Origin of the sequence: Sphingomonas nostoxanthinifaciens, from assembly GCF_019930585.1 — a bacterium.
In the GTDB taxonomy this organism is placed as follows: Bacteria; Pseudomonadota; Alphaproteobacteria; order Sphingomonadales; family Sphingomonadaceae; genus Sphingomonas_I; species Sphingomonas_I nostoxanthinifaciens.
Window position 1 is genome coordinate 2,923,208 of record NZ_CP082839.1, and the last position, 17,175, is coordinate 2,940,382.

At 68.2% G+C, this 17,175-nt stretch carries 15 protein-coding genes; 11 read left to right on the plus strand and 4 right to left on the minus strand.

All coding sequences use genetic code 11. The features are described from left to right. The first annotated feature begins 66 nt into the window (after window positions 1–66). The gene (locus tag K8P63_RS13685; protein ID WP_223796581.1) at window positions 67–1,506 is read left to right on the plus strand and encodes an ArnT family glycosyltransferase; all 1,440 of its coding nucleotides are present in this window, start codon (window positions 67–69) and stop codon (window positions 1,504–1,506) included. After that, the gene (locus K8P63_RS13690; protein WP_223796582.1) at window positions 1,503–3,035 is read left to right on the plus strand and encodes a glycosyltransferase family protein; all 1,533 of its coding nucleotides are present in this window, start codon (window positions 1,503–1,505) and stop codon (window positions 3,033–3,035) included. The genes K8P63_RS13685 and K8P63_RS13690 overlap by 4 nt, the downstream gene beginning before the upstream one ends. Here the strand turns inward: K8P63_RS13690 and phaR are convergent. Next, entirely contained in the window at window positions 2,983–3,567 is a 585-nt protein-coding gene (phaR, locus tag K8P63_RS13695) for a polyhydroxyalkanoate synthesis repressor PhaR (protein WP_223796583.1), read from the minus strand. The genes K8P63_RS13690 and phaR overlap by 53 nt on opposite strands. A 91-nt stretch (window positions 3,568–3,658) precedes the next feature. Here phaR and K8P63_RS13700 point away from each other — a divergent pair, with 91 nt between their 5' ends. The 4 genes from K8P63_RS13700 (at window position 3,659) to mdoH (ending at window position 9,297) form a co-directional block, all read left to right on the plus strand. Further along, a complete protein-coding gene (locus tag K8P63_RS13700; RefSeq protein WP_223796584.1) occupies window positions 3,659–4,651 on the plus strand; it encodes an alpha/beta hydrolase in 993 nt (330 codons plus the stop codon). A 40-nt stretch (window positions 4,652–4,691) separates the two neighbouring features. Further along, the gene (locus K8P63_RS13705; protein WP_223796585.1) at window positions 4,692–5,867 is read left to right on the plus strand and encodes an acetyl-CoA C-acetyltransferase; all 1,176 of its coding nucleotides are present in this window, start codon (window positions 4,692–4,694) and stop codon (window positions 5,865–5,867) included. 89 nt (window positions 5,868–5,956) lie between these two features. Then, a complete protein-coding gene (locus K8P63_RS13710; RefSeq protein WP_223796586.1) occupies window positions 5,957–7,462 on the plus strand; it encodes a glucan biosynthesis protein in 1,506 nt (501 codons plus the stop codon). A gap of 17 nt (window positions 7,463–7,479) precedes the next feature. Then, the gene (gene mdoH, locus K8P63_RS13715; RefSeq protein WP_223796587.1) at window positions 7,480–9,297 is read left to right on the plus strand and encodes a glucans biosynthesis glucosyltransferase MdoH; all 1,818 of its coding nucleotides are present in this window, start codon (window positions 7,480–7,482) and stop codon (window positions 9,295–9,297) included. Between the two features lie 23 nt (window positions 9,298–9,320). On the opposite strand, the gene K8P63_RS13720 is transcribed toward mdoH, so the two are convergent. After that, window positions 9,321–9,488, minus strand: a complete 168-nt coding sequence (locus tag K8P63_RS13720) for a hypothetical protein (RefSeq protein ID WP_223796588.1) — start codon at window positions 9,486–9,488, stop codon at window positions 9,321–9,323. A gap of 126 nt (window positions 9,489–9,614) precedes the next feature. Between K8P63_RS13720 and K8P63_RS13725 the strand changes: the two genes are divergently transcribed. Continuing rightward, window positions 9,615–10,103, plus strand: a complete 489-nt coding sequence (locus K8P63_RS13725) for a superoxide dismutase family protein (protein ID WP_223796589.1) — start codon at window positions 9,615–9,617, stop codon at window positions 10,101–10,103. Window positions 10,104–10,238: 135 nt separating this feature from the next. Here K8P63_RS13725 and uvrB read toward each other — a convergent pair whose 3' ends face one another. Both uvrB and K8P63_RS13735 read right to left on the minus strand, forming a co-directional pair. Further along, a complete protein-coding gene (gene uvrB, locus K8P63_RS13730; RefSeq protein ID WP_223796590.1) occupies window positions 10,239–12,437 on the minus strand; it encodes an excinuclease ABC subunit UvrB in 2,199 nt (732 codons plus the stop codon). 40 nt (window positions 12,438–12,477) lie between these two features. After that, on the minus strand, window positions 12,478–13,467 hold the full coding sequence (locus tag K8P63_RS13735; protein WP_223799827.1) for a class I SAM-dependent methyltransferase: 990 nt from the start codon (window positions 13,465–13,467) through the stop codon (window positions 12,478–12,480). On the opposite strand from K8P63_RS13735, the gene K8P63_RS13740 reads away from it, so the two are divergent. From K8P63_RS13740 to K8P63_RS13755, 4 genes are all read left to right on the plus strand, one after another. Then, window positions 13,466–14,503 carry a VirK/YbjX family protein gene (locus K8P63_RS13740; protein WP_223796591.1) on the plus strand — a complete coding sequence of 346 codons (1,038 nt, stop codon included), beginning with the start codon at window positions 13,466–13,468 and terminating at the stop codon, window positions 14,501–14,503. The two genes, K8P63_RS13735 and K8P63_RS13740, sit on opposite strands and share 2 nt — an antisense overlap. 61 nt (window positions 14,504–14,564) lie before the next feature. Beyond that, window positions 14,565–15,611 carry a glycosyltransferase gene (locus K8P63_RS13745; protein WP_223796592.1) on the plus strand — a complete coding sequence of 349 codons (1,047 nt, stop codon included), beginning with the start codon at window positions 14,565–14,567 and terminating at the stop codon, window positions 15,609–15,611. Next, window positions 15,608–16,123, plus strand: coding sequence for a serine O-acetyltransferase (locus K8P63_RS13750; protein ID WP_223796593.1), 516 nt, complete (start codon window positions 15,608–15,610; stop codon window positions 16,121–16,123). The genes K8P63_RS13745 and K8P63_RS13750 overlap by 4 nt, the downstream gene beginning before the upstream one ends. Then, window positions 16,120–17,160: a glycosyltransferase family 2 protein gene (locus K8P63_RS13755; RefSeq protein ID WP_223796594.1), complete on the plus strand. Its 1,041-nt coding sequence runs from the start codon at window positions 16,120–16,122 to the stop codon at window positions 17,158–17,160. The genes K8P63_RS13750 and K8P63_RS13755 overlap by 4 nt, the downstream gene beginning before the upstream one ends. Window positions 17,161–17,175: the final 15 nt, after the last annotated feature.

A 17,175-nucleotide genomic window follows, 5' to 3' on the forward strand; every position in this document is an offset into this window, starting at 1 on the left:
CCGCCGCGCGTTGAAGCGATGGCCAGCCTCGCCCCAACCCTGAAGCCCATCGCGCGCATCCCGGCCATGTCCACGGCCGTTGCCGCGACGCTCGGCCTGATCGCGGCCGCGCTCCTGCTGCGGCTGCCGAGCTTCGGCGACCCTGCTTTCCATGTCGACGAAGAATTCTACCTGCTCGTCGGCGACCGGATGCTGCACGGCGCCATTCCCTACGTCGATATCTGGGATCGCAAGCCGATCGGGCTGTTCCTTGTCTACGCCGCCATTCGCCTGCTCGGCGGCGACGGGATCCTGCAATATCAGATCGTCGCCGCTCTGTTCGCGGGCGGGACCGCCGCCTGCATCTTCCTGCTGTCGCGCCGGACGGCGGGCACGTTCGGGGGCGTCGCCGCCGGCCTCGTCTATCTCGTCTGGATCGAAACGGTGGAAGGCGGTGGCGGCCAGTCGCCGGTCTTCTACAATCTGTTCATGGCGATGGCGGCGTGCTGCATCTTCGCCGCGGGCGAGACGCGCGATCTGCGCCGTTTCGGCACGCTCGGCTTCGCAGCCATGGCCCTGACCGGCGTCGCGATCCAGGTGAAATATACCGCCTTGTTCGAGGGCCTCTATTTCGGCCTTCTATTAGCCTGGTGGAGCATCCGCCGCTGCGGCGGGCTGCTGACCGCGATCCCGCTGACGGCGGCTTTCGCGCTGACGGCGCTGGTGCCCACCATCGCGGCGATCGCGGTCTACGCCGCGCTCGGCCACCTCGACATCTTCTGGTATTCGAATTTCGTCTCGATCTTCCACCGCGGTCCGGCATCGTCGGCGGAGCTGCATCACCGCATCGTCCAGATGCTGCTGCACGTCGTGCCGCTCCTCGTCTGCTTCCTCGCGAGCCTCTGCTACGTCTGGCGCACCGGCTCGCGCGACGCCCGGAGCCGGTTGCTGCTGGTCGGCGGCTGGATGGTGGCGGCGTTGTGCGGCTTCTTCTCGGTGGGCGCGCTGTTCTTCCACTACATGCTGCCGCTGTTCGTGCCGTTCGCAGTCGGCGCCTCGCCCATTTTCCGCCAGCGCCCGGTCGGCCCGTTCTTCGCGTTCACCGCGATCTTTCTACCGCTCAGCCACCTCTCCTATCCCGATTTCGCGACGACGCGGCATTCGCGCGACCAGATCGCCGAACTCGTCGCGCTGATCCCGCCGCAGGTCGACACGGGCTGCATGGAGTTGCTGGCCGGCCCGCCCATCCTCTACAAATTGACCAACGCCTGCTTCGTCACCCCCTACATCTTCCCCGATCATCTGCTCGGCGCCAAGGAAGCGGGGGCGACCGGCACCGACGCGGTGGCGGAACTGGGGCGCGTGATGAAGGCGCGCCCGCTGGCGCTCGTCACCGACGACACGCCGCGCGACATGAACATGGCAGTCTATCGCCTGCTGCGCGCGACACGCGACGCTGCCTATCGCCGCGCCGGGCGCGTGGTGATGGACGGGATGACGCTCGACGTCTGGATCCGCCGGTCGTGACCCTTGCGCCACGGCGCGCGACGAGGCTCGTGCCGGCCGCCTTGATCCTGCTGCTCACCGTCGCCCTGCTGCTGCCCGCTTTCCTCGCGCCGGCGATGACGCATGACAGCTTCTGGATCGACCGGACGTGGTCCGAACAGTTCACGATGCTGCTGCGCTCCGGCAACCCCTATCCGCGCTGGCTGCCCTGGTCCTATGGCGGCCTGGGCGCGCCGGTCTTCTATTATTATGCGCCGCTGTCTTTCCATCTGGCGGGGCTGATCGGGCTGACGGGGATCGCCACCTACCCCGCTCTGCTGCTCGCATTCGGCTGCGCGTGGTTCGGATCGGGCCTCGCGATGCATGCGTGGCTGAAGGATCGGGCCGCGGCGCCATTGGCGGGCGCGCTGCTCTACATGGTGCTGCCGTACCACGTGATCGACTTCTACGGGCGCGGTGCGCTCGCCGAATTCTGCGCATTCGCGATCATCCCGCTCGTCGCGATCGGCATCTGCCATGCGGCGGATCGCGGGCGCAGCTGGCCGCTCGCGATTGCCTATACCGCGCTCATCATGACGCATTTGCCGACGGCAGTGATCGCCAGCGTGCTGCTGGTGGCTCCGCTCGCTTTGTGGTCCGCGCAGGGCGACATAAGACGCCTGCTGCCGGTCGCGACGGGGCTGGCGACGGGCTTGGCCGGCGCGGCGATCTATCTCGTGCCCGCACTGACGCTGCAACATCATGTAGCGCTCGGCTCGCTGTGGGACGTGCCGTTCCTGCAGCCCGCGAATTGGAGCCTGCTGCACCCCGCGCGCTGGACGAGTACCAGCTACGTGCTGCTGTTCGACGGCCTCGCGCTCGCGACCGCCGCGACGGCGCTGCTGCTGAGTGGGCGCCGCCCCGGCTTCTGGACGATATGGACGGTGGCCATCGCCGCGATCGCTGCAGGGCTGCTGCCGGGCTTCTGGTCGCTGCCGGTGTTGAAGGCGGTCCAGTTTCCGTGGCGGGCGCTGGCGCTGGCCGAGTTCGGCCTCGCGACCGTGGCGGCCGGTCGGCGCGGATCGCCGGTGACGACAGTCGCGATCCTGCTGCCGCTGCTCGCCTTCGCGCTGACGATGCTATCGCCGGCCAACCCGCTACACGGCGATGCCATGACCCCACTACCGATTCCCGGCCGGCAGGACGTGATCGAATATCTGCCCGCCGGTGCGGTCGCCATGGGACGTGCACCCCGCACCCACCTGCTTCAAGCAGCGACCGCGACCGCGCGACGCCATCCGGGCGCGATGTTCAGCTATCCGTCGGTGCAGGCGCGCTGCGACGACGGATCGTCATCGCCGCCCCGACGCGATCGCGACAGCGCGCTGCTGGTGCGCGCGCCTGCCGATTGCCGGCTGGAGATCGGGCGGCTGCCGCAGGAATGGCTCGGCCTGTTCATCTCGCTGGCCGGCTGGGGGGCGGTCGCCGCCTCGGCCTACCGCCCTTCGCCGCGCCGTCTCAGCGCGCGAGCTTGTCCAGCTTGGTCTGCAGGCTCGCCAGCTGTTCCTTGAGCGTGGCGAGATCCTCCTTGTCCGACGATGGCGCGGCGGGGGGCGTGGGCATCGCGCCGGGCATCATCATGCCGGGCGGCGTCACGCCGGTGGCCTTGAAGGCCGCCGCCGCAGCTTCGAACATGTCGAGGTTGCGCTTGGCGATCTCGGCGAACGGGCCGCCGGCGAACGCGCCTTCCATTGCCTGACGGAATTGATCCTGGTTGCGGCGGAACGCCTCCATCGACGCTTCCAGATATTGCGGCACCATCGATTGCATCGAATCGCCGTAGAGCGAGATCAGCTGGCGCAGGAAGCTGACCGGCAGCATCGTCTGCCCGCGATTCTCCTCCTCCACGATGATCTGGGTGAGGATATTGTGGGTGATGTCCTCTTCGCTCTTGGCGTCGATGACCTTGAAGTCCCGCCCTTCGCGCGTCATCTGCGCGAGATGGTCAAGCGTGATGTAGCTCGACGACTCGGTGTTGTAGAGCCGGCGATTGGCGTACTTCTTGATGATGACCATGCCTGAGCCATCCGACGATTTTGCCATGCGCCCACCCTCTTCCGTAGTATCGGTTAACCTAGCACCAACCATTGGTGCGGCGCAACACAGACCGCGGCCTTTGCCGTTGTTCCTGAGGATGTTGCGCAGCGAAACGGCCGACGCGCCCGAACGGCTGGCGGCGGCCTTGCGCGGCTTGCGGGTTTACCAGCAGGCACCGCGCGGCGAGGCCGCCGCACCGCCGCCCGAAATCGCCCGCGTCGGTCGCGCCTGCCTGCGCGATTATGGCGGATCGGGCCGGCCGATCCTGTTCGTGCCGTCGCTCATCAACCCGCCCGACGTGCTCGATCTGGATGCCGAGCGCTCGCTGCTGCGCTGGCTGGCGACGCGCGGGGTGCGGCCGCTGCTGCTCGACTGGGGCGCGCCTGCCGCCGACGAGACCGACCTCGACATATCGGGCCATGTCGAGCGCCTGCTGCTGCCGCTGATCGCGGCGATCGGCGAGCCGCCGGTGCTGGCGGGCTATTGCCTCGGCGGGACGATGGCGGTGGCGGCCGCTCAGCTCGCCCCCGTCCGCGCGCTCGCGCTGATCGCGACGCCGTGGCATTTCGGGCATTATCCGGCGGAGGATCGCATCGCCCTGGCGGAGCTGTGGCGTGAGGCCGGCCCGGTGACCGATGCGCTGGGCCTGTTGCCGATGGACCTGCTGCAGGCGGCCTTCTGGCGGCTCGATCCCGGCCGCACCGTCGCCAAGTTCGAGCGGCTCGGGATGGACCCGCCCACCGAGGAGGCGTTGCGCGCCTTCGTCCGGCTGGAGGATTGGGCCAATGACGGGCCGCCGCTGACGCGCGGCGCGGCGCGCGACCTGTTCGAGGGCTTCTATGCCACAGACCTTCCCGGCAGCGGGCAATGGCGCGTCGGCGGCGCGACGATCGAGGCGGACCGGCTCGACATGCCCGTGCTGGAGATCGCCTCGACCACCGATCGGATCGTGCCGCATGCCAGCGCGGTCGGCATCGGCACCCGCCTCGATCTCGCGCTCGGCCATGTCGGCATGATTGTCGGTGGGCGCGCGCGTTCCCATCTGTGGGAACCGTTGGCCGCGTGGCTTTCCGACCTTCCGGGAAGCTGATAGGCGGCGCCCGAACCGTTCCACGCCAGGAGAATATCCCGTGACTGACGTCGTCATCACTGCCGCCAAGCGGACCCCGGTGGGCAGCTTTCTCGGCCATTATGCGGCGACGCCGGCGCACGAGCTCGGCCGGATCGCGATCGTGGCCGCGCTGACGCAGGCGAGCGTGTCGCCCGAAGAGATTGACGAGGTGATCCTCGGCCAGGTGCTCACCGCCGCGCAGGGCCAGAATCCGGCGCGCCAGGCGTCGATGGCCGCCGGCATCCCCAAGGAAGTGCCCGCATGGAGCGTGCAGCAGGTATGCGGCTCGGGCCTGCGCGCGGTCGCCACCGCTGCGCAGGCGATCATCGCCGGCGATGCGCGGCTGATCGTCGCGGGCGGGCAGGAGAATATGTCGCTTTCGCCGCACGCGCAGGCGCTGCGCGCAGGGCAGAAGATGGGCAATCTCGAGCTGATCGACACGATGATCAAGGACGGGCTGACCGACGTCTTCAACGGCTATCACATGGGCATCACCGCCGAGAATCTGGCGGAGAAGTACCAGATCACGCGCGACCAGCAGGACGATTTCGCCTGCCGCAGCCAGAACAAGGCCGAGGCGGCACGCCGCGAAGGCCGGTTCGACGCGGAGATCGCGCCGGTGACGATCAAGGGCCGCAAGGGCGACACGATCGTCGACAAGGACGAATTCATCCGCGAGGGCGTGGTGGTGGCCAGCCTCGCCGGCCTGCGCCCCGCCTTCAAGAAGGAAGGCACCGTCACCGCCGCCAACGCCTCGGGCCTCAATGACGGCGCGGCGGCCCTGGTGGTGACCTCGTCCGACGAGGCCGAGCGGCGCGGCACGCCGATCCTCGCCCGGATCAAGAGCTTCGCCTCGTGCGGCGTCGATCCGGCGATCATGGGCATCGGCCCGGTGCCCGCCAGCCGCAAGGCGCTCGCCAAGGCCGGCTGGGAATTCGGCGACCTCGATCTGATCGAGGCGAACGAGGCGTTCGCCGCGCAGGCGCTGGCGGTGGGCAAGGAGCTCGGCTGGGATGCCGAGAAGGTCAACGTCAATGGCGGCGCGATCGCGATCGGCCATCCGATCGGCGCATCGGGCGCGCGCATCCTGACCACCCTGCTCTACGCGATGCAGGCGCGCGACGCGAAGAAAGGCCTCGCCACGCTCTGCATCGGCGGCGGCATGGGCATCGCGTTGTGCGTGGAACGCGACTGAACCTTGCGCGTGGAACGCGTCGGGCGCTCGCGCGTCATTCCGGGCTCATGCGGGGTTAAGGCGCGCGGCGTCAGGGGCTTTAAGGGATGATGAACGAAAGTGTCACCCGGCGCGCGGCGCTGGTTCGTGCCGGCGCCGCCGCGATGCTGGTGCCGGGCGTCGCCCGCGCCGCCGCACCGGCCGGCACGGCTTTCTCCTGGAACTGGCTGGTGGCGCGCGCCGGTGCGCTCGCCGCGCGCGCCTATGTCGCGCCGCCGCCGCCGGCCAAGGGCTCGAGCGCGGTCACCTACGACACGCTCAACCACATCGCCTATCGCGACGATCGCACGGTGTGGGGCACCAACGGCATCCCCGGCGTGCGCTTCTTCCCACTCAACAAATATGCGCATACGCCCGTCGAGATCGCTCTGGTCGAGAATGGGCGCGCCCGCCCCTTCCCATTCCGCCGCGACCTGTTCACCGGCGCCGACCAGATCCCGGCCGGGGTCGAGGGGTTTTCGGGCTTCCGCCTGATGAACCCGAACAATGTCGGCGACTGGTTCGCGATGCAGGGCGCTTCCTATTTCCGCTCGGCCGGCGCGCTCGACCAATATGGCCTGTCGGCACGCGCGCTGGCGATCGACACCGGCCTGTCGTCGCCTGAAGAGTTTCCGCGCTTCACCCATCTGTGGCTGGAGCCCGCCGGCACGAACGCGCTGACCATCTACGCTCTGCTCGATTCGCCGAGCGTGGCCGGCGCGTGGCGAATCGTCGTGCGCCGCACCGACGAGGGCGTGACGCAGGATATCAGCTGCGCGATGCAGTTCCGCCGCGCCGTCGCGCGGCTGGGCGTGGCGCCGTGCACCAGCATGTTCTGGTATGGCGAGGCCGATCGCCCGCAGGCGGTCGACTGGCGGCCGGAGATCCACGACAGCGACGGGCTCGCCATGCTGAGCGGTACCGGCGAGCGCATCTGGCGCCCGCTGCAGAATCCGCGGCAGAGCGTTACCAACAGCTTCGCCGACACCGATCCGAAGGGGTTCGGGCTGTTCCAGCGCGACCGCAATTTCGATCATTACCAGGACGACGGCATCTTCTACGAGAAAAGGCCGAACCTGTGGGTCGAGCCCAAGGGCGCGTGGGGCAAGGGCGCGGTGACCCTGTTCGAGATGGCGACCGGCGGCGAGACCGACGACAATATCGTCGCCTTCTGGACGCCCGCCACCAAGACCGCGCCGGGCATGCGCCTCGCGCTCGATTATCGCCTGCGCTGGACCGCGACCGAGCCGCTGCCCGGCGCGCGCGTGACCGACCTGTGGCGCGGCACCGCCGGCATTCCCGGCCAGCCGCCGATTCCGCACGCCACGCGGATCGTGATCGACTTCGCCGGACCGGCGCTCAAGGGGCTTGGGCGGACGAGCGGCGTGACGGCCGACGTCACGTTCGACCGGGGCAAGCCGCTCAGCGTTTCCGTTTATCCGGTCGTGGGGCGCAACGAAACCTGGCGAATGATCGTTGAGGCGAGTGAAACCGACGGCAAGCCGACAAATATGCGGGCATGCCTTCGGTCGGGGGGCACGGCGTTGACCGAAACGCTGCTGTACCAGATCATATGACGAGGGCGGAACCGGCGATGAGCTATACGGCGTGGGGAACCGAGGCGGACTTGCCGGCCGAACAGCCGCTGGCAATGCCGATCCAGGATTTCGGGCAGGCCCCGGCAGCCCGCGCGGGTCGGCTGCGCCAGACGCCCGACGGGCGGCGCGCCTTCCTGATCCTCGGCAGCGCCATCATCGGCCTGGTCGCGAGCTGCGGCATCGCCCGCCCGCTCGCGCTCGACGGGTTCGACGTGATCGATCTCGCGGCGACCTTGCTGTGCCTCGCCCTGTTCGCATGGATCGCGTTCGGCTTTCTCAATGCGGTGGCCGGACTGGTGACGTTGCTGACCGCGCGGCGCGCGCCCGACGGCGACCAATTGGTCCTGCCGAGGTCGCCCACCGCGGTGCTGATCCCCGTCTACAACGAGGATATGGGGCAGGTGGAGGACCGGATCGAGCGGATGATGCGCTCGCTCGACAAGGTCGGCGCCGCCACGTTGTTCGATTTCTTCATCCTCAGCGATTCGCATCGCGACGCGGAGACGGTCGAGCGCACCGCAGCACACCGCCTGCGCGACCTCGGCCTCGGCGCGGTCTATTATCGTCGGCGCACGTTCAACGAGGCGCGCAAGCCCGGCAATATCGGCGACTGGGTGCGACGCTTCGGCGGCGGCTATCCGGCGATGATCGTGCTCGACGCCGACAGCCTGATGACCGGCGAGACGATGGTGCGGCTGGCCGCGGGGATGGAGGCCGAGCCCAGCCTCGGCCTGATCCAGACCAATCCACTGCTGACCGGCGGCAAGACGCTGTTCGCGCGCTGGCAGCAATTCGCGACCGCATTTTACGGGCCCATCGCCAGCGCGGGGCTCGCCTGGTGGTCGGGCGACGAGGCGACCTTCTGGGGCCATAATGCGATCCTGCGCACCGCCGCATTCGCGCAGAGCTGCGGCCTGCCCAAGCTCGCCGGCCCCGAGCCGCTCGGCGGCCACATCATGAGCCACGACATGGTCGAGGCGGCGTTGATGCGGCGGCGTGGCTGGGGCGCGCGGCTGATGCTGCTGGATGCCGGCAGCTACGAGGAATGCCCGCCGACCCTGGTCGATCATGGCGTTCGCGACCGCCGCTGGGCGCAGGGCAATCTCCAGCATCTCCGCCTGCTCGACACGCCGGGGATGCACTGGATCAACCGGCTGCAATTGCTGATGGGCGCATCGGCCTACATCACTTCGCCCTTGTGGCTGCTGGCGCTCACGCTCGGCCTGTTCCAGGCGGTGCGCACGGGCACGCCGATGGCCGATCTCGGCACGCCGGTATGGCTGATCGCGCTGACCGTGGTGCTGCTGTTCGGCACGCGGCTGCTGGCGGTGATCTGGGCGGCACACGATGCGCGGCTGGTGCGGATGATGGGCGGGTGGCGCCGGATTTTCCTCGGCATCGCCGCCGAAATCCCGCTGTCGATCATCACCGCGCCGATCATGATGATCTCGCAGTCGATCGCGATCGCCGAGATCCTCGGTGGCCGCCCGAGCGGCTGGAAGCCGCAGCGGCGCGACGCCGACGGGCTCAGCTTGGCAGAGACGTTCGATCATTATCGCTGGCACATGCTGGCCGGCCTGATCTTCTGGACGATGGCATTGTCCGAGGTGGGCGGCGCGCTGTGGGAGCTTCCGGTAGCGCTCGGCCTGCTGGGCGCGCCGTTCATCGCCAGCTTCACCTCGCGGATCGACGTCGGTGATCGCGCCGCGCGCTGGGGGATCTTCTCGGCCGATCCGCGCAGCGCGATCGTGGATGCGCCGGTGGTGGTGGAGCTCAAGCCACGTTTCACGCCGGGATCGAAGCTGGCGGCCTGAGCCGCCAGCAAGCGACGTTCGGTTCAGCGCAGCGGCGGCGTCTCTTCGGGCCGCGCCTTGCCCTCATTCTTGGCATTGTCGATCGCGCCGCCGGGATCGGGGTGCGGGGTGGTGGCCGCCTTGCCGGCGCGCGCGTCGCGATTGACGCCCTCGATATCTGAGGAGGGCTGGGAATTGGGCGGTTGGGCCATGGCGTTTCTCCTTACCAATAGCCGGTCAACGCGCGGCGCGGCGCTCGGTCCCCGTATCGGACGCACGATGCTGGCATGACGCCGCAAGTGCAGGCACAAAGAGCCGTCATGGCCGGAGATATGAGAATGATTCGCAGCCTTTCCCTGACGATCGCCGCCACCGCCCTCGCCGCATCGCCGATCGCGGCGCAGACGCCCGTCACCGCCACCTTCAAGGGCGTGCAGGGCACCGCGACGCTCACCCCCGCGCCCAAGGGCATATTGATCCGGATCGAGGCGAGCGGCCTCACCCCCGGCTGGCACGGCATCCACATCCACGAGAAGGGCGATTGCAGCGACGCCGCGTTCAAGGCGGCCGGCGCGCACGTTCACATGGCGACGCCCGCGGTCCACGGGCTGCTCAACCCGCAGGCCAGCGACCAGGGCGACCTTCCCAACCTCTATGTCGGTGCCGACGGTACGGTGAAGGCGGACCTGTTCACGTCCCTGGTGATGCTGCCCGCGCTGCAGGACGCCGATGGCGCCGCGATCGTGATCCACGCCAAGCCGGACGATTACACCACCCAGCCGATTGGCGGCGCGGGCGATCGCGTGGCGTGCGCGGTGGTGCGGTAGCGCTTACATCCAACGCCCGTTCATGCTGAGGAGGCATTGAGCGCAGTCGAAATGCCGTCTCGAAGCACCTTCAAGGCCCTTCGAGACGAGGCTTCGACTGCGCTCAGCCTCTCCTCAGGGCGAACGGGGTCATAGCTACCGCGCTCCGCGCTTCTCCGCGCGCGCCTGCTTCGCCTTGCCGTAGCGCGTCTGGCGGGTGCCCGGCTTGCCGACGGTCGAGTTGCCGCGCACCGGCGCCTTGTGCTCGACCGATGGCAGGCCGAGTTCGTCCGCCTCCAGCTTGCGGATCTCGTCGCGCAGGCGGCCGGCCTCCTCGAATTCGAGGTCGGCGGCGGCGGCGCGCATCTTCTTCTCGAGATCCTCGATATAGCCGCGCAGATTGTGGCCGACCATGTGCGGCCGATCCTCGATGCCGGTATCGACCGTCACCTGATCGCGGCTGGACAGGTGCGCGACGATATCGGTGATGTTGCGCTTCACGCTTTCGGGCGTGATGCCATGCTCGACATTGTAAGCCTGCTGCTTCTCGCGCCGGCGCTGCGTCTCCGCCATCGCGCGTTCCATCGATCCGGTGATGCGATCCGCATAGAGGATCACCTTGCCGTCGGCGTTGCGCGCGGCGCGGCCGATCGTCTGGATCAGCGAGGTTTCGGAGCGCAGGAAGCCCTCCTTGTCCGCGTCGAGGATCGCGACCAGCCCGCATTCGGGGATGTCGAGCCCCTCGCGCAGCAGGTTGATGCCGACCAACACGTCGTAGACGCCGAGCCGCAGATCACGGATCAGCTCGATGCGCTCCAGCGTCTCGACATCGGAATGCATGTAGCGGACCTTGAGCCCCGCCTCGTGCAGATATTCGGTCAGATCCTCGGCCATGCGCTTGGTCAGCGTGGTGACGAGCGTGCGATAGCCCTGCTTCGCCGTCTCCTTCGCCTCATGGACCAGATCGTCGACCTGGCTCTCGATCGGGCGGATGTCGATCGGCGGATCGATCAGCCCGGTCGGACGGATCACCTGTTCGGAGAAGACGCCGCCGGTGCGCTCCATCTCCCACGTGCCCGGCGTCGCCGAGACGTAGACCGATTGCGGGCGCATCGCGTCCCACTCGTTGAAGCGCAGCGGGCGGTTGTCGATGCACGACGGCAGGCGGAAGCCATATTCCGCCAGCGTGATCTTCCGCCGGTGATCGCCGCGCGCCATGCCGCCGACCTGCGGCACCGTCTGGTGGCTCTCGTCGACGAACAGCAGCGCATTTTCGGGAAGATATTCGAACAGGGTCGGCGGCGGCTCGCCCGGCAGGCGGCCGGTAAGGAAGCGCGAATAATTCTCGATGCCGGCGCACGATCCGGTCGCGGCGATCATCTCGAGATCGAAATGGGTGCGCTGCTCAAGCCGCTGCGCCTCCAGCAGCTTGCCCTCGGCGTTCAGCTCCTTGAGCCGCTCGGTCAGCTCGAAGCGGATCGCCTCGGTCGCCTGCTTCAGCGTCGGGCCGGGGGTGACATAATGGCTGTTGGCATAGACGCGCACGCTGTTGAGGTTGGCCGAGGTCTTGCCGGTCAGCGGATCGAATTCGGTAATCGCCTCGATCTCGTCGCCGAAAAAGCTGATCCGCCACGCGCTGTCGTCATAATGCGAGGGGAACAGCTCGAGCGTGTCGCCGCGCACGCGGAAATTGCCGCGCGCAAACGCCTGGTCGTTGCGCTTGTACTGAAGCGCGACGAGCTTGCGGATGATCTCGCGCTGGTCGACCGTCTGGCCCTTCTTCAGGTCGAAAATCATCGCCGAATAGGTCTCGACCGAACCGATGCCGTACAGGCACGACACCGACGCGACGATCAGCACATCGTCGCGTTCGAGCAGCGAGCGCGTGGCCGAATGGCGCATCCGGTCGATCGCTTCGTTGATCGAGCTTTCCTTCTCGATATAGGTGTCTGACCGCGGCACATAGGCCTCGGGCTGGTAGTAATCGTAGTAACTGACGAAGAACTCGACCGCATTGTCGGGAAAGAAGCTCTTGAACTCGCCATAGAGCTGCGCGGCGAGGATCTTGTTGGGCGCGAGAATCAATGCGGGGCGCTGCAGCGCCTGCACCACCTTGGCCATCGTGAAGGTCTTGCCCGATCCGGTGACGCCCAGCAGCACCTGATCACGCTCGCCCGCCAGCGCCTGCTCGACCAGTTCGGCGATCGCGGTCGGCTGGTCGCCTGCCGGCTCGTAATCGGAGACGAGGCGAAAGGGCTTGCCGCCTTCCAGCTTGTCGGGGCGCTCCGGACGATGGGGGATGAAGCTCTGCCCGGTGTCGGGCTCGGCGAGGCTCGTGCGGATCTGGATGGCCATAAGTGGAATATGGGGCGTGACCGCCTTTTGTTCCAGTCGGTCAGGCGGGTTCGAACATCGCATAGGTTCCGTCGCGCGCGCATTCCCTCCAACCGGCCGCAAGCCATGCATCGGCCTGCAGCGGATTGACGTAGAGCACGGTGATCGGTCGCGGGTTGCGCCGCCATGATGCCAGCGCGCGCTCGGCGACGGCGGCCACGACCGGCGCGTCGAACGGGTTGAACAAGAACAGCACCAGCGGCGTGTCGGGAAATTCGTATGCGGCGGCGTCGCCGTGCACCAGCTCGAAGCGGTCGCGATCGGGCCGCCCCGCCAGATTGGCGGTCGCGACGGCGTGCATCTCTGCGGTGAACTCCACGCCGATCAGTCGACGGAACGGATAAGCGGCGGCCATCAGCAGCGCCCGCCCCTTGCCCGAGCCCAGATCCACGAAGGTCGCGACCGACAGATCGCGGTCGAGCATGGCCAACGCCGTGGCGAACTCCCCAGGATCGGACGCGATATGGCTCGTCCCGTGGCCTGCATTTCCACCGACGACAGTAAGGTCGTAAAGATGCTGGACCCCGCCCGTATCGACGCCCGATTTGCGGTCGAATTCCGCGTCGATCGCCGCCTTGCGCGCGGCGTAGGCGCGCTGCCCCGCCGAACCGGCCCCGAGCATCAGCCGCACCTTGTTGGCCACGCGGATTGTGAAATTCCGCGCGCCCGATGTGCGCAAAACCCGCCACGCGCGCGCCAAACGTGGTCCGATTCGGATGTTTATCATGCGAATATCTGGCCGTTTCGGTTCCACGTCGAATACATATTCCTCAAGTAGCGTGCAATTAAGCCTTTTTGAACATGCCGGCTTAACGTATATCTCGCATCGGGAAGAAGCTATCGTCACTAATGGGGTGATCGAATTGTTAAGGCTTCCGATAACCCCGGCCGGCACGGTGCCGGCTTTCACGACATCCGTCGCAGTCGTACGCTCGGCGCACGATCGAGATCTGGAGGAGCCCGGCGAATGGTCGGACGTTGACACCGGCATGAGCGGCACGCGAAGCCAAGTTCTGCGCGCCGGCGCCCTCCGCCTGGCCAAGGTTCTGCTTCTTTCGGCGATCCACCACCGCGCGCTCCGCGCCTTCAGCAAGGCGCCTGCGGGGAGCTTCCTGGCGCGCGTCCTCGCCGACCGGCCTGAGATACGCGGCATGGTCCTCACGCCTTACGTGTGCGCGACGTGGGACGCACCGACGCGGATCGCGCGCGTCGCCGACCATTGCGGGATCGCCGAAGAGCTGGGCCCGATCTTTACCCTCACCAGCCACGATTATGCGCGGTTGATCGACCTGCCGCAGATCGGCCCCGGCTATCATCTCCGGCTCGATTCACCGCGCTGGATGACGCGCGACGGCCTGCTCAACCTCAGCCTGTGGGACGAGACGCGGCGGCTCTACAATCTGTCGTTCGACCTTGCCCACAACGAGAAGGGGGCGTTGATCGCCTATGTCGGCGGCGTGCAGGGCCAGCGCGGCGACGACATGCTCGACGTCTATCGCGGGCTAACCAAGGCGGCGCACGGCATGCGTCCGCGCGACCTGACGATCGAGCTGTTCCGGATGCTGTGCGGCGCCATCGGCGTAACCTGCATCCTCGCCGTCTCCGACGAGAATCGCTATCAGCGTAGCGCCTATGTCGCGGCGCATGCCAGCGATCCGGTCGGCATCGAATATGATGCGATCTGGCAGGAGCGCGGCGCGGTTCGCCGCCCGGACGATTTCTACGATCTGCCGCTGGCGCCGGCGCGGCGCGATGCTGCGGCGATCCCGCCCAAGAAGCGCGTACTGTATCGCAAGCGCTACGAGATGCTCGATGAGCTGCAGATCTGCCTCTACGTCGCGATCTACAATCGCAGCGCGCTGGCCGTGCGCCAATGGGAGCGGCGCGGCGCGTCGCAGCCGAGCGTCGCGATGACATGGGACGACAAGACCCGGACCAAGGGCGCCGATCGCGGCGCCACGGCCGCTCCCGCATCGGTCGAGCGCGACGAACAGACCGAGCGGCGCCTCAGCGACCGCCGCGTCTAGTCGTCATTCGGCGACGAACGGGCTGGCCGGTGCGTGCAGTCGCGCTCTATAGCGATTGACGATGACGCAACCTGACTCGCCGCCTTCATCCCTGGCCCCCGTCGGCGTGGTGGTGATCGGCCGCAACGAGGGCCAGCGGCTCAAGGATTGCCTCCAGTCGGTGCGCGACATCGAGCATGTGGCCTATGTCGATTCCGGATCGACCGACGGCAGCCAGGCCTATGCGCGTTCGCTGGGCATGACGGTGGTCGAACTCGCCGTGCCGCCCAACTTTACTGCCGCGCGCGCGCGCAATGCCGGGCTCGCCGCTTTGCTCGCGGCTGCGCCGGACCTTGCCTTCGTGCAGATGGTCGACGGCGACTGCACGGTGCAGCCCGAGTGGATCGCGACGGCGCTGGACGCGCTCGCGCAGGTGCCCGATCTCGCTGCCGTGTTCGGCCGGAGACGCGAGCGCTTTCCCGACGCCTCACGCTACAATGCGCTGTGCGACTGGGAGTGGGACGTGCCGGTCGGCGAGGTCGATGCGTGCGGCGGCGACGTGATGCTGCGCGTCGCGGCGCTGGTCGAGGCCGGCGGCTATCCCGACGAGATGATCGCCGGCGAGGAGCCCGATCTGTCGGCGCGGATGCGCGCGCGCGGCTGGCGGCTGTGGCGGATCGCGCCCGAAATGACGCTGCACGATGCGGCGATGACGCGCTTCGGCCAGTGGTGGAACCGCACCCGCCGTTCGGGCCACGCCTTCGCCGAGCTGGCGCAGCGCCACCCGAAGTTGAAGACGCCCGATTATGTCCGGATTTGCCGCCGCATAATCCTGTGGGGCGGCGTGCTGCCCGGCCTCGCAATGCTGGGCGTGGTGCTGGCGCCGCTCGCGAGCCTGCGCTGGCTGGCGCTGAGCTTCGCGATCATCGGCCTGTTCTGCCTCAACAGCGCGCGGATCGCGCGCGGCGAGCGGCGGCGCGGCATGGCGCCCGCGCTCGCCTCGGCCAGCGGCGCCTTGCTGATGATCGGCAAGTTACCGCAATTTCTCGGCCTCGTCCGCTTCCACCTCAACCGCTGGAGCGGCCGCCGCCCGCGCCTGATCGAATATAAGGGCGCCACGGCGGCATGAGCCTGTGGGCGCAGATCGCCGAGGATTGGCGTGCGCATGGGCGCGACTGGACCCGGCCGGGCTTTCGCGCGGTGGCGGTGCATCGCTTCGGCGTGTGGCGGATGGGCGTGCGGCCGAAGCTGCTGCGTGCGCCGCTCAGCCTGGTCTATCGGATGCTGTTCCGGCGCTGTCGCAACCATTATTCAATCGAACTGCCTTATTCCGCCAGCGTGGGCCGCGGCGTGGTGATCGAACATCAAGGCGGCATCGTCATCCATGGGGCGAGCGTGATCGGGGACGGCTGCATCATCCGGCAGAATTGCACGCTCGGCCTGCGCCGGCTCGACGCGCTCGATGACGCGCCGATCCTCGGCAAGGGCGTGCAGCTCGGCGCGGGCGCGGTTTTGCTCGGCCGCATCCATATCGGCGACGGCGCGGTGATCGGCGCCAATGCGGTGGTGCTGATCGACGTTCCGCCCGGCGCGATCGCCACCGGCGTGCCCGCTGCGATCCGCGAGCGGCGAACGATATGACGGCCACACCGTCGATCGCGGTGGTGATCGTCAATTATCGCTCACCGGAGCTGACGCTCGGCGCGCTCGACGCGCTGGCAGGCGAGCGCGCGGGGCTGCCCGGCCTGCGCGCGATCGTGGTCGACGGCGGCTCGGGCGACGGATCGGCCGACAAGCTCTCCGAGGGGCTACGCGATCCCCGTTTCCAGGGCTGGGCGAGCCTGCTGGCGCTGCCGATCAATGGCGGCTTCGGCTGGGCCAACAATCAGGCGATCCTGCGCCTGCTGCAAGGCCCCACCCCGCCTGATTATATCCACCTGCTCAACCCCGACACGCGGGTCGAGCCCGGCGCGGTGCGGGCGCTTGCCGACGAGCTTGCCGCCTATCCGCGCTGCGGGGCGGTCGGCAGCCTGCTGCTCGACCCCGACGGCACCCCCTCGGGCTCGGCCTTCGCCTTCCCCACGCTGGCGGGCGAATTTGCGCGCGGCTCGCGCATCGGTGCAATCCGGCGGGCGCTGCGCGTCAAGGAGCCGATGCTGCAGGGCGCTGGCCCGGTCGACTGGGTGACCGGCGCCAGCGTGATGATCCGCGCGGAGGCGCTGAAGGCGAGCGGCCTGTTCGACGACGGCTTCTTCCTCTATTTCGAGGAGGTCGAGCTGATGTGGCGGCTTACCCGCGCCGGCTGGGAGATCCGCCACCAGCCCGCCAGCCGCGTGATCCACGACGGCGGTGCCGCGACCGGGGTCAACATGTCGGGACGCGAGGCCTATCGCCGGCCGCCGCTGCCGGCTTACTGGTATCGCTCGCGTCGGCGCTTCTTCACGCTGACGAACGGCGCGACCGGCGGCTCGCTCGCCAGCGCCCTGTTCCTCGCCGGGCGCATGCTCTCGCCGCTGCGTTCGGTGATCGAGGTCGGCAAGCCGCGCATGCGCATCGCCAACGAGCTGCGCGACGTCGCCCGCCACGGCACGCTGCCGGTCGCCGCCGATCACCACCCTGCCCCCGCGCGCTGGACCGATGCGCCCGATCAGCCCCCGGCATGGATGGCGAAGGGATAGCAGCAGGCGCGTCGT